The following is a 13,297-nucleotide window of genomic DNA, read 5'->3' on the forward strand; positions in this document are numbered from 1 at the left end:
CCCACGCACCACGGGGCAGACAGTGGGACAAAACAGTGGGATAGAGCAGTGGGACGACACGAAGGAGATAACGATGGCAGGCCAGGAGCAGCAGCAGCCGCAGTCCCGCGACACTGAGGTCGAAGAGGACGTCCCGGCACCGCCGGCGGCGCCCGAGGCCCAGGCCTCTGCCGCGACCCAGGGCGTGGATGACCTCCTCGACGAGATCGACGGCGTCCTTGAGTCCAACGCCGAAGAGTTCGTGCGGGCCTTCGTCCAGAAGGGCGGCCAGTAGGCCGACCGGCCACCGGCTGACCGCGGCACTACCGGAGGAGAACCGGAACTGAGGAGACGCAGGGCTGAAGGCCGGAAGTCGTTGATCCACTACGTTGAGGGAGTGCACCAGTGCAGGAAACATCAGCCAACCAGGTAGCAGCCAACGCGACGTCCTCATTCACCGAGCATCTGCAGCGTTCACGGCCCGAACTGTTACCGTACTCCGTCCTGCAGGGCTTACCGTCCGGAACCGCCGCCGTGCCGCTGCAGACCCCGCACGCGACCACGATCGTTGCCATGACCTACGCCGGGGGAGTGCTGATGGCGGGGGACCGCCGCGCCACCATGGGCAACGTGATCGCCAGCCGGCACATCGAGAAAGTCTTTCCCGCGGACCAGTACTCCGTGCTCGGCATCGCCGGGACGGCCGGCATTGCCCTGGACATCACCCGGCTGTTCCAGGTGGAACTCGAACACTACGAAAAGATCGAAGGCACCCAGCTAAGCCTGGACGGCAAGGCCAACCGGCTCGGCGCCATGATCCGCGGCAACCTGCCCATGGCCATGCAGGGCCTCGCCGTCGTTCCGCTGTTCGCCGGCTTTGACCGGCCCGCCGGCGTCGGCCGCCTGTTCTCCTACGACGTCACCGGCGGCCGCTACGAGGAACAGGAACACCACACCGTCGGGTCGGGTTCCATGTTTGCCCGCGGCGCGCTGAAAAAGCTCTGGCGTCCCGGCCTCTCCGAGGCGGACGCCGTGAAAGTGGCCGTCGAAGCACTGTACGACGCGGCCGACGACGACTCTGCCACAGGCGGCCCGGACCCGGTGCGGCAGCTCTGGCCGGTGGTCTACGTGGTCAGCCGGACCGGCGCCGTCCGAGTCCCGGAGCGGGAGCTCGCGGCCGCGGCCGGCACCATCATCGATTCACGGGCCGTAGCCCAGCGGGAGGCCTAAGATGACCCAGCAGTTCTATGTCTCACCGGAACAGCTGATGAAGGACCGGGCGGACTTCGCCCGGAAAGGAATCGCCCGGGGGCGCTCGGTGGTGGTCATCAGCTGCCGCGACGGGATTGCCCTGGTGGCGGAAAACCCCTCGCCGTCGCTGCACAAGATCGGCGAAATCTACGACAAAATCGCCTTCGCCGCCGTCGGCAAGTACAACGAATTCGAGAGCCTGCGACAGGCCGGGGTGCGGTACGCCGACGTCCGCGGCTATTCCTACGACCGCGAGGACGTTACGGCCCGCGGGCTCGCGAGCGTCTACGCGCAAAGCCTCGGCGCCGTGTTCACGGCCGAGCAGAAGCCCTTTGAGGTGGAGCTGGCCGTCGCGGAGGTCGGGTCCAGCCCGGAAACAGACCACCTTTACCGGCTCACCTTCGACGGATCCATCGCCGATGAGCAGGGGTTCATCGTGATGGGCGGCCAGGCGGACAAGGTCTCCGAGGCCGTCGCCGCCGGCTGGCGGGGAGAGCTGGACTTCGCCGGGGCCATCCGGCTGGCACTGGCAGGACTGGTCGCGGACAAGGAAGCCGATGCCCTCCCGGCATCGGCCGTGGAGGTCGCCGTGCTGGACCGCGGCTCCGAAAGCACCCGGGGCACCCGGCGCGCTTTCCGCCGCCTCGACGACGCCGATGTTGTGACACTGCTCGCTGAGGAGAACTGAGATGGACAAGCGCATATTCGGGATCGAAACCGAATTCGGAATTTCCTACTCGAGCCCGGAGTCCCGCCCGCTGGCGCCGGAGGAGGTGGCCCGCTACCTCTTCCGCAAGGTGGTCAGCTGGGGGCGGTCCTCCAACGTGTTCCTGACCAACGGCTCCCGGCTGTACCTCGACGTCGGATCCCACCCCGAGTACGCCACCGCCGAGTGCGACGACCTGGCCCAGCTCATCGCCCACGACCGTGCCGGCGAACTGATCCTGGATGACCTCGTCGACGAAGCCCAGGAACGCCTGGCGGCCGAAGGGTTCAACGGCACCGTGTACCTGTTCAAGAACAACACCGACTCGGCCGGCAACTCCTACGGCAGCCACGAAAACTACCTGATACCCCGCCGGGGGGAGTTTTCCCGGCTGGCCGAAATCCTGATCCCCTTCCTTGTGACCCGGCAACTGATCGCCGGCGCGGGCAAGATCCTGAAGACCCCGCACGGCGCCACCTTCGCCTTCTCCCAGCGTGCGGACCACATCTGGGAGGGCGTCTCCTCGGCCACGACCCGCTCGCGGCCCATCATCAACACCCGTGACGAACCGCACGCCGACGCCGAGTTCTACCGGCGGCTCCACGTGATCGTGGGGGACTCGAACATGTCCGAGACCACGGCCCTGCTCAAAGTCGGGACCGTGGACTTGATCCTGCGAATGATCGAGGCCGGCGTGATCATGCGCGACATGCGGATGGAGAACCCCATCCGCAGCATCCGGGAAATCTCCCACGACCTGACCGGACGCGCCGTGGTGCGCCTCGCCAACGGTCGGCAGCTGACCGCCTTGGAAATTCAGCGCGAATACCTGGCCAAGGTGACCGAGTTCGTGGCGGACCGGGGCGCCCACAACGCCCACGTCCCGCTGATCCTGGACCTGTGGGAACGCACCCTCGACGCGATTGAAAGCGAGAACACGAGCGCCATCGACACCGAGGTGGACTGGGCGATCAAGAAGAAGCTGATGGATAACTACCGGGAACGGCACGGCCTTGAGCTGGACGCACCCCGGATCGCGCAGCTGGACCTCACCTACCACGACATTTCACGCAGCCGCGGGCTGTTCTATTTGCTCCAGTCCCGGGGCGCGGCCCGGCGCGTGGTGGACGACACCGCGGTCAAGGATGCGGTCGACGCCCCGCCGCAGACCACCAGGGCCAAACTGCGCGGCGACTTCGTCCGCCGGGCCCAGGAACTGGGCCGCGACTACACCGTGGACTGGGTCCATTTGAAGCTCAACGACCGCGCCCACCAGACCATTCTGTGCAAGGATCCGTTCCGCAGTGTGGACGACCGGGTAGACGCGTTGCTGGACTCTATGGGCTGATACCCAGCTTTCCGCGTTATTCTGGGGAAGGTGCCGTTTCACGGCTACCGCATGCTTTGCCGCTGGCACCCGTCCGGTGAAGCGTCCATCCTGCCCCGACGAAAGTTCTTACGTGCGCCGACTATTAGCAATTCTCATCCCCGGACTGCTGCTGCTCACCGCCTGTGGTGGCGGGGAACCTGCCGCCCCCGAGCCCACCAGCCAGTCCGCCGGTGAGACCGCCAAGCTCGACTCCCTGAAACTGACGGACAATGGCGAGAAGAAGGCCCCCGGCGTCGAGTTCACGAAGCCGCTCGACGTCAAGGACCCGACCATCAAGGTGGTCAAGGAGGGCGACGGCGACCGCGTCAAAGCCAACCAGGTTGCGGACATCTCCATCGTCGCCTTCAACGGCAAGGACGGTTCGACCGTTGAGGACACCTTCGCCAAGGATCCCGAGAAGCTCGAGCTGAACGACGACCTCAAGTCAGGCAGCGCGGTCATCTACAACGCGTTCGTCGGCGCCAAGGTCGGCTCCCACCTTGCCCTGGCAGTCCCCGGCAAGGCCGCCAGCGCCCAGGGCGGCGATGCGCAGCCTTCGCAGCTGCTGGTGATCAAGATCCTCGCCGCAAAGGACGCCCCCAAGGTGCTGGACAAGCCCGAGGGCGACGCCGTAACCCCGCCGGCCGGCCTGCCGACCGTGAAGGAAAACGACAAGGGCGTTCCCGTCATCTCCGTCGACGGCGTGGCCGCACCCACCGCCCTCATCTCCCAGGACCTGATCAAGGGCAAGGGCCAGGCGATCAAGGAAACCGACACCGTCACCGTCAACTACGTCGGTGTGGCGCTGGCCGGGGGCAAGGTCTTCGACTCCAGCTTCGACAGCGGCAAGAAGGCCACGTTCCCGCTCAACGGCGTGATCAAGGGCTGGACCCAGGGCCTCTCCGGCAAGACCGTCGGCTCCCGGGTCCTCCTGGTCATCCCGAAGGCCCTCGCCTACCCCGACGCCACTGCTGCCAGTGGCCAGCCGGTCGGTGACCTGGTCTTTGTCGTCGACATCCTCGGCGTGAAGTAAACCTCACGTAAAACGCAGCACCACCAAGCACCACCCACGAAGGAGTAACCCATGTCATTTGGACAGCGCAACATCGACCGCCAGAAGCCGGAGATTGACTTCCCCGAGGGCGCCGTACCCACCGAGCTTGTCATCACCGACCTGATCGAGGGCGACGGCGCCGAGGCCAAGGCCGGCGACACCGTCTCCACCCACTACGTTGGCGTGGCCTGGTCCACCGGCGAAGAGTTCGACGCGTCCTGGGGCCGCGGCGCGCCGCTGGACTTCCGGGTCGGCGTCGGCCAGGTCATCCAGGGCTGGGACCAGGGCCTGCTGGGCATGAAGGTCGGCGGCCGCCGCCGGCTGGAGATCCCCTCCGAAATGGCCTACGGCTCCCGTGGCGCCGGCGGAGCGATCGGCCCCAACGAGGCGCTGATCTTCGTCGTCGACCTCGTGGCCGTCCGCTAGTCCCCACCCACCGGCTCCCAGCCCTCGCGGGCGTGGGCCCAACGGCCTAGCGTCATCCTGCGCGAGCGCGGTAACAATCGGAAAGTTCTTCCGGCTGTTGCCGCGCTTTCGCCGTTTAAGCGCGGGGACTTTAGTAACCTTGCGGAGTGTCCGCCTCACGTACCGAACGACTCCTGAACCTGCTCATCGCGCTGCTCAACACCAAGTACGGCCTGCGCCGCAGCGAACTTCGCGAAAAGGTCTACCACGACACCACCAGCTCCGAGGCCGCCTTCGGGCGGATGTTCGAGCGGGACAAGGGCGAACTGCGCCACTTTGGTTTTGAGGTCGAAACCGTGACGGACAAGGGCTGGGGCTCGGATGATCCCGCGACCACCCGGTACCGGATCGGCAAGGAATCCAACCGGCTCCCGGACGTCAGCCTCACCCCCGCGGAGTGCACGGTCCTGATCCTGGCCGCGCAGCTCTGGGAACAGGCCGCCCTCGGCTCCGCCGCGCAGAACGCCATGCGCAAACTCCAGGCCTCCGGCGGCCTCGTGGACGCCGAACTTCCCGCCGGCGTCCAGCCCCGCATTCGGCCGGCCGGTCAGGCCTTCGAGGACCTGGTCGCGGCCATCCACGCCCAACACCCCGTGAGTTTCAGCTACCTGGCAGGCAGCACTGGGCAGGAGGAAATGCGGACGGTCGAACCCTGGGGACTGGGCAGCCGCTTCGGCCAGTGGTACCTCGTCGGCCACGACCGCGCCCGGGGCGACAAGCGGTTCTTCCGGCTTTCGCGCTTCACATCCGCTGTCACAGTGTTGGAGGACACCTTCACGCCCCCGCCGTCGTTCAACGTCCGCGAACAACTGGCCGCGCTGCCCGAGTTGCCCGTGCGGCACGCCGTCGTCGACGTCGCCGCCGGTGCTCTGCTGGGGCTGCGCAAGCACTCCGAACCCTTCGACGGCGGCACTAGCGGGGGCGGCGCAGCCGCAGAAACAGCCGCAGAATCAGTCCCGGAATCCGCAGCCGGGGGCGCCGCCGTCCCGCCCCGCGCCGGCTTCGACCGGCTCAGCGTGCCATACCGGGACGCTGAAACCCTCGCGGAAGAACTCGCCTCCTACGGACCTAAAGCCATCGCCGTCTCCCCGGCAGGCCTGCACGCGGCCGTACGGAGGCGGCTGGCTGCCGCCGCGGCCTTCGCCGCGGCACCGGAGCCGCCGATCAAATTTCCGCGCTCGGAACAGCCGAAACGCCGGAAGCGCACCTCGGAGGACCAGCTCAAGCGGATGCTCCAACTGGTCCCGTTCCTGGTCCACAACCAAGGCCTGCACATCAGCGAAGTTGCCGACCGCTTTGGCATCACCCGCAAGGAACTCGAAGACGACCTGCGCATCCTGATCTGCTCCGGCCTGCCGGGGGGCTATCCGGACGATCTGCTGGACATCCGGTGGGACGACGACCATGTGTACATCTTCGAGGACCTGGACCTCAAGCGCCCGGTCCGGTTCAGCGTAGACGAGGCCTGTGCCCTGCTGACCGGTTTGGAGGCCCTCAACGGCCTGCCCGGACTCGATGAGGGCGGCGCCCTGGAGTCGGTCACGCTCAAGCTCATGGCTGCCGCGGGCGAGGAGGGCCTCAAGGCCGCCGCGGTCTCCGGGCCCGAGGTGGCACCGGAGGATTCCGCCACCCTGGAAACAGCCCGCGAGGCCATCCGCACCGGAGCACAGCTGCGGCTCAGCTATCTCGCCCCGCAGCGCGACGCCGTGTCCGAACGCGACGTTGATCCGCACCGGCTCTACTCGCTGGACAGCACCTGGTACCTCGAGGCGTACTGCCACACCGCGGAGGGCCTGCGGAACTTCCGGCTGGACCGCATCCAGGACCTGCGGCCCACCGGCCGCGCGGCATCCTCGGCCGGCAACCCGGCCGGCGGTTTCCCGGTCAAGCTGTTCACCCCGAACGACGACGACGCCGTCGTGGTTCTGGAGCTGACCCGGCAGGGCGCCGGGCTGGCGGACGACTACTACGCCGAGCGGACCGCAGCGCTTCCGGACGGGAACATGCTGGCGGAAATCCGCTTCGGCAGCGCGGACTGGCTGCCGATGTTCGTGGCCCAGCACGGGGGTGCTGTCCGGATCCTGCAGCCCCGGGACCTGGCAAACGCGGCCCGGGAATGGCTGGACGCCGCCCTGGCCGGGTACGGGGAGCACGCAGCGCGCCAGCTAGACTGATCAGCATGCCTTGGTGGACTTGGATCGTTATCTGGATAGCGCTCATTGCGTTGTCACTGCTCTTCTACGGCGTGTTGGGCGTCCGGTTGTTCCGTAAGTTCATGGCCACGGTCAAGGAACTCGGGGAGGCGGGGGACCGCTTCTCGAACTTCGCCGCAGCGCCCCTTACCTCCGGTTCAGCTGCTGTTCATGTGGGCGCCGTAGGCTCGGACGGCGACGGGGGAGGAACCGAATCCGGTGCGTATGCTGTACCAGGTTCAGCCGTTTTTGCCCCGCCCGCATTGATGCGACATGATTACCATGCATCCAAAGTTGCCCGGCAGGAAGCCCGGCGCTTGCGCCGGGTCCGGCGCAAGACGGAGCGTGGCCAGCCCCAGGCGCTGCGCGACATCAATCTCCGTTAGACATACGATGGATTCAAACGAAAGGACCACCCGGCATGAGGCTTGAAGGCTGGCATCTCATCATCATCATCGTTCTGGCACTGGTGCTTTTCGCTGCGCCGAAGCTGCCCGGAATGGCCCGCAGCCTGGGCCAGTCGATGCGGATTTTCAAATCCGAGGTCCGTGAAATGAAGAAGGACGGCAACCCGGAAGCGGGCGCCGATTCCGACGCCGTTGAAGGCAAAGTCGTGAACCACCCCCGGTCCACCGGCACCGAAAGCCGTCCCGGCGAGGGAACCGACGTTCCACCGCCGAACCGCGCCTAGAACCACATGGCAGTAACCATGAGCCGCCGATCGAACCCTGAGGGCCGGATGGCCCTGCTGGACCACCTCAAGGAGCTGCGGAACCGGCTGTTTAAGTCGGCCATCGCCGTCGTCCTTGGGACCGTCGTCGGCTTCCTCGTCTACCAGCCCATGCTGGCGGCGCTGATCAAACCAATCCGCGACCTGAACGAACATGAGGGCCGCCAGGCCTCGTTGAACTTCGACGGCGTGGCGAGCTCCTTCGACCTGATGATCCAGGTGTCCGTCTTCCTGGGCCTGATCGTCGCGAGTCCGGTGTGGCTCTACCAGCTCTGGGCCTTTATTGTGCCGGGGTTGCACAAGAAGGAACGGCGGCTGGCGCTGTCCTTCGTAGCGGCCGCCGTGCCGCTGTTCGTCGGCGGCGTGCTGCTGGCCTGGCTGGTGTTGCCGAACGCCGTGCGCGTGCTGACCGACTTCACCCCCTCCGGCGGCTCGAACTTCATCAGCGCCCAGGTGTACCTGTCCTTTGTCCTACGCCTGCTGCTGGCGTTCGGCATCGCATTCCTGCTGCCGGTGGTGCTGTTCGGGCTGAACCTGGCGGGACTTATCAAGGGCCGTCAGCTGGTCAAGAGCTGGCGGATCACCGTGTTCCTCGTCTGCCTCTTCTCCGCCATGGCCGCCCCCGGCGCGGACGCGATGAGCATGTTCTACCTTGCCGTGCCCATGCTGGTGCTCTTCTTCACTGCTATCGGACTGTGCCTGCTCAACGACCGCCGGCGGGACAAACGCGCCGCCAGGGTGGCCGCGGAAACCGAAGCCACCGCCGACCAGGCGACTCCAAGCTCCGAGCTGGAGAATCTCTAGCCGTTGGCGCACTAGGCTGGAAGCATGTCCTCACTACCCGGGCCGGAGTCGCCGTCCGAGCGCTACCGTGCCAGCGCCGAGCGGGCCGCAGAAGCCAAGACCTACCTGGGCGGATTTACCCGCTCGCTCGCGTTCGACCTTGATCCTTTCCAGCGCGAGGCGTGCCTGTCCCTGCAGGCAGGCCGCGGCGTGCTGGTGGCGGCCCCGACCGGGGCCGGCAAGACGATCGTGGGGGAGTTCGCCATCTACCTGGCGCTCCAGCGCGGGCTGAAGGCCTTCTACACGACGCCGATCAAGGCGCTGAGCAACCAGAAGTACACCGAACTCGCGGACAAGTACGGCGCCGCCCAGGTGGGCCTGCTGACCGGTGACACCAGCATTAACGGCGAGGCACCCGTGGTGGTGATGACCACCGAAGTGCTCCGCAACATGCTCTACGCGGATTCGGCGACCCTGGACGACCTCGGCTTCGTCGTGATGGACGAGGTCCATTACCTCGCCGACCGCTTCCGCGGCGCCGTGTGGGAAGAGGTCATCATCCACCTGCCCAGCGAGGTGCAGGTGGCCTCGCTCAGCGCCACAGTCTCCAACGCGGAGGAATTTGGTGCCTGGCTGGACACCGTCCGCGGCCAGACCGACGTGATCGTCTCCGAGCACCGTCCCGTCCCGCTCTGGCAGCACGTTATGGTGGGCCGCAAGATCGTGGACCTGTTTGCCGGTGACACCAGCTTCGACGAGATCGCCCCCGCGGGCGAGACCGCCGTGTCCGCCACCGCGGAAACCGCCGGCAGCGGTGTCATCACCGAACGTGCCGGCTTCGAGGTCAACCCGGAACTGCTGTCAATGGCGCGTGCCGAGAGCCAGATGAACGTCCGCGGGCGCTTCGGCCACGGCGGCCGCAACCAGCGCCAGCGGAATCAGCGCAGCCAGCGTGCCCAGGCCCCGCAGGGCACACGCAGCCCGGTCCGGAAGGCCAGCCGCCCGCAGGTCATCGCCAGCCTGGACCGGATGGACCTGCTGCCGGCGATCACCTTTATTTTCTCGCGCGCCGGCTGCGATGCCGCCGTGGCACAGTGTGTCTCCGCGGGATTGTGGCTGACCACCGAGCAGGAGCAGCTCATCATCGCCCGGCGCGTCGACGAGGCAGCGCAGGACATCCCCTCCGACGACCTGGACGTGCTCGGTTTCTGGAGCTGGCGGGACGGACTGCTCCGCGGCCTCGCCGCGCACCACGCCGGCATGCTGCCCACGTTCAAGGAAGTGGTGGAAAAACTGTTCGTCGACGGCCTCGTCAAGGCCGTGTTCGCCACCGAAACCCTCGCCCTGGGTGTGAACATGCCGGCGCGCTGCGTGGTTCTGGAGAAGCTGGACAAGTTCAACGGCGAGGCGCACGTCAACATTACGGCGGGGGAGTACACCCAGCTGACCGGCCGGGCCGGGCGCCGCGGGATCGACGTCGAGGGCCACGCCGTCGTGCTGTGGCAGCCGGGGACCGATCCGGCGGCCGTCGCCGGCCTCGCCTCCCGGCGGACCTACCCGCTGAACTCCAGCTTCCGGCCCACCTACAACATGTCGATCAACCTCGTGGCACAATTCGGCCGGCCGCGCGCCCGCGAGATCCTGGAGTCCTCCTTCGCCCAGTTCCAGGCGGACCGCTCGGTCGTCGGCTTGGCCAAGCAGGTGCGCAGCCGGGAGGAATCACTCGCCGGCTTCAGCAAGTCGATGAGCTGCCATCTGGGCGACTTCACCGAATACGCCAGGTTGCGCCGGGCGTTGTCCGATGCGGAGAACAACGCCGCGAAGGGCACCTCGAGGGCCCGCAAGTCGCTGACCGAGGACTCGCTGAGCCGGCTGCTGCCCGGCGACGTCGTTGACGTACCCTCGGGCCGGGCGCCCGGCCTCGCCGTCGTGCTGAGTTCGGACCACCACTCGCGCGAACCGCGCCCCGCGGTGATGACCATGGACAACCAGCTGCGCCGGATCGGCCTGCACGACGTCGAAGGTCCGCTCGCGCCGATCACCCGGGTCCGGATCCCCAAGTCGTTCAATGCAAAGGTGCCGAAGTCCCGGCGCGACCTGGCCTCCTCGGTCCGCAACGCCATCCGGGAGAGCCGCCCGCCGGCACCGCCGAACCGCAACGAGGACTTCGGCCGTGCTGCCGCGCTCCCAAACATGGAGAAGAAGATCGCGGATTTGCGCCGCGAACTCCGGGCCCACCCCTGTCACGGCTGCAGCGAACGCGAGGACCACGCCCGATGGTCCGAGCGTTGGTGGAAACTCCGCCAGGAGACCGACGGCCTGATCCGCCAGATCCAGGGCCGCACCAACACCATCGCCAAGACGTTTGACCGGGTCTGCGGGGTCCTGTCCAGCTACGGCTACCTCGAGACCTCGGACGCGGGGACCCTCTCGATCAGCCCGGACGGCCAGCGGCTCCGACGGATCTATGGTGAAAAGGACCTGCTGATTTCGCAGTCCCTGCGGATGGGGGCCTTCAGCGACCTCGACGCCGCCGAGATCGCTGCACTGGCGAGCGTCCTGGTTTACCAGGCCAAGCGGGAGGACCGCGGCCTGCGGCCCAAGATGCCGAGCGTCTCGCTGGAGTCCGCCGTCGACACCGTGGTGCGCGAGTGGTCCGCCCTGGAAGACGTGGAGGAGGCCAACAAGCTGCCCCTCACCGGGGAGCCCGAACTGGGCCTGGTCTGGCCTATCTTCAAGTGGGCCAAGGGCCGCCACCTCCAGGAGGTGCTCAGCGGCACGGACCTGGCCGCCGGCGACTTCGTCCGCTGGGTCAAGCAGGTCATCGACCTGCTGGACCAGCTCGCCAAGATTCCCGGCCTCGACCCGCGTGTTGCCCGGCTTTGCGCCGACGCGATCACGCTGGTCAAGCGTGGCGTCGTCGCCTACTCGGCCGTCGCGTGAGCCTGCCCTAGCGGCAGCGACCCGTGCTGCCCGCCCATTCTTCACCCTGCCGGCCTGCCGCCGGCGCCCAGCAACAAGGAGATCCGCACCATGACCGCTTCACCGTCCGAGGCACCCGAGTCACCTAAAGCGCAGCGCAAGGTGACGCTGTACCGCAACGGCTCCGTCTACACCGCTGCGGACCCCTTCGCGACGGCCATGCTGGTCGACGGCGACACCGTGGCCTGGGTCGGCTCCGAACAGGCAGCCACGTCCATCCCCGACTCCTCCATGGAGGTCATTGACCTGCAGGGCGGCCTCCTCGCTCCCGGCTTCGTCGACTCGCACGTCCACCTGACGGAAACCGGAATCGCCTTGGACTCACTGCAGCTCGGCGGTGTGCGTTCCGCCGCCGAGCTGCTCGACGCCGTCGCCCGCTCCGGTTCCGCAGCGGGCGGCCCGGTGCTGGGGCACGGCTGGGACGAGACGCTCTGGGCCGACCCTACCCTGCCGAGCCGGGAAGAACTGGACCGGGCCGCCGGCGGCCGGCCGGTGTACCTCTCCCGAGTGGACGTGCATTCGGCCCTGGTGTCCGCGTCGCTGGCGGCCGCGTCCGGGCTCGTGGGACTCGATGGCTATTCCGACGGCGACTCCGACGGGCAGGTCAAGCGGGCCGCCCACACCGCCGCGCGGCTCGCCGCGCGGAAACTCCCGGCGGACGCCCTGCGCGGCTACCAGCAGGCTGCCCTGGCCGAGGCGGCCGCCAACGGGTACGTGGCGCTGGCCGAAATGGCGGCCCCGCACATCGGGAGCATCGAGGACCTGCAACTCGCGGCTGGCTGGAACGACGGCGGCCGCGCCGGCGAAGCCGTCCCGGAGATCCTGCCGTACTGGGGCCAGCTGGCCGGCTCCGCGGAGCATGCCCAGTCCATCCTCGACAGCCTGGGCGTCCCGGTGCTGGGCCTGGCCGGGGACCTGAACATGGACGGCTCGATCGGTTCGCGCACGGCCGCGCTGCGCAGCGACTACAGCGACGCGGCGGGGGAGCGGGGCAGCCAGTACCTCTCCGCCGACGAAGCAGCGGCACACATTGCGGCCTGCTCGGTTCTGGGCATCCAGGCCGGGTTCCATGTGATTGGCGACGCCGGGCTCGACGCCGCCCTGGAGGCCCTGGACCGCGCCGCCGCCGACGTCGGCGAACAGCGCGTCCGCGCAGCCGGTCACCGCCTGGAACACGTCGAAATCGCCGACCCCGAGGCCATCTCCCGGCTGGCTAAGTACTCGGTGACGGTCAGCGCCCAGCCCGCCTTCGACGCCCTCTGGGGCGGGCAGGGGAGCCTGTACGCCCAGCGTCTCGGCTCCCGGCACGCAGCCATGAACCCCTTCGGCTCCTTCTACTCCGCCGGCGTTCCGGTCTGCTTCGGCAGCGACAGCCCGGTCACCCCGCTGCGGCCCTGGTCGAGCGTGCGCGCCTGCCTGGAACACCACAACGCCGACGAGCGGATCTCCGCCCGGGCCGCCTTCCTGGGCCACACCAGGGCAGGCTGGCGTGCCGCCCGCTACCGGAACCCGATGGCGGGCCAGCTGGTTCCCGGCGCTCCGGCCAGCTTCGCGGTCTGGGAAGTCGAAGAGCTCATGGTCCAGGTGGCCGACGGCAGGGTCCAGTCCTGGAGCACGGACCCGCGCGCCCGGACACCACTGCTGCCGGCCCTGGACACCGGCAACGATCCGGTCTGCCTGCAGACGGTGCGGGACGGCGTCGAACTCTTCTCCGCCGGCTCGCTCGGAAGCTAGCGTCCCGCCGGGCGGCGGCCGGCTGACTGACTATAATGGGGAGCTGTGCCTG

At 67.9% G+C, this 13,297-nt stretch carries 12 protein-coding genes; all 12 read left to right on the plus strand.

The genetic code is table 11. From position 1 onward, the window contains the following. Positions 1-73: 73 nt before the first annotated feature. Positions 74-274: a ubiquitin-like protein Pup gene (locus tag FFF93_RS08395; protein ID WP_138769320.1), complete on the plus strand. Its 201-nt coding sequence runs from the start codon at positions 74-76 to the stop codon at positions 272-274. Between the two features lie 110 nt (positions 275-384). Further along, positions 385-1,209 (plus strand): proteasome subunit beta, encoded by an 825-nt coding sequence (gene prcB, locus FFF93_RS08400; protein ID WP_138769319.1) that lies wholly within the window; start codon positions 385-387, stop codon positions 1,207-1,209. A gap of 1 nt (position 1,210) precedes the next feature. Further along, complete coding sequence (gene prcA, locus FFF93_RS08405; protein WP_138769318.1) at positions 1,211-1,918, plus strand: proteasome subunit alpha; 708 nt, start codon at positions 1,211-1,213, stop codon at positions 1,916-1,918. A gap of 1 nt (position 1,919) precedes the next feature. Then, the gene (pafA, locus tag FFF93_RS08410; protein ID WP_138769317.1) at positions 1,920-3,284 is read left to right on the plus strand and encodes a Pup--protein ligase; all 1,365 of its coding nucleotides are present in this window, start codon (positions 1,920-1,922) and stop codon (positions 3,282-3,284) included. Between the two features lie 112 nt (positions 3,285-3,396). Continuing rightward, a complete protein-coding gene (locus FFF93_RS08415; protein WP_138769316.1) occupies positions 3,397-4,338 on the plus strand; it encodes an FKBP-type peptidyl-prolyl cis-trans isomerase in 942 nt (313 codons plus the stop codon). Positions 4,339-4,389: 51 nt separating this feature from the next. Beyond that, positions 4,390-4,785: an FKBP-type peptidyl-prolyl cis-trans isomerase gene (locus FFF93_RS08420; protein ID WP_138769315.1), complete on the plus strand. Its 396-nt coding sequence runs from the start codon at positions 4,390-4,392 to the stop codon at positions 4,783-4,785. A gap of 146 nt (positions 4,786-4,931) precedes the next feature. Continuing rightward, positions 4,932-6,998: a YafY family protein gene (locus FFF93_RS08425; protein ID WP_138769314.1), complete on the plus strand. Its 2,067-nt coding sequence runs from the start codon at positions 4,932-4,934 to the stop codon at positions 6,996-6,998. A gap of 5 nt (positions 6,999-7,003) precedes the next feature. After that, a complete protein-coding gene (locus FFF93_RS08430; RefSeq protein WP_138769313.1) occupies positions 7,004-7,402 on the plus strand; it encodes a hypothetical protein in 399 nt (132 codons plus the stop codon). A gap of 35 nt (positions 7,403-7,437) precedes the next feature. Then, the gene (tatA, locus tag FFF93_RS08435) at positions 7,438-7,707 is read left to right on the plus strand and encodes a Sec-independent protein translocase subunit TatA (protein ID WP_138769312.1); all 270 of its coding nucleotides are present in this window, start codon (positions 7,438-7,440) and stop codon (positions 7,705-7,707) included. A 48-nt stretch (positions 7,708-7,755) separates the two neighbouring features. After that, positions 7,756-8,550, plus strand: coding sequence for a twin-arginine translocase subunit TatC (tatC, locus tag FFF93_RS08440; protein WP_186372273.1), 795 nt, complete (start codon positions 7,756-7,758; stop codon positions 8,548-8,550). 24 nt (positions 8,551-8,574) lie between these two features. Continuing rightward, entirely contained in the window at positions 8,575-11,472 is a 2,898-nt protein-coding gene (locus FFF93_RS08445; protein WP_138769310.1) for an RNA helicase, read from the plus strand. A 90-nt stretch (positions 11,473-11,562) separates the two neighbouring features. Next, entirely contained in the window at positions 11,563-13,245 is a 1,683-nt protein-coding gene (locus FFF93_RS08450; RefSeq protein WP_138769309.1) for an amidohydrolase, read from the plus strand. The last annotated feature ends 52 nt before the right edge of the window (positions 13,246-13,297 follow it).

This window comes from Arthrobacter sp. KBS0702, assembly GCF_005937985.2.
Taxonomy (GTDB): Bacteria; Actinomycetota; Actinomycetes; order Actinomycetales; family Micrococcaceae; genus Arthrobacter.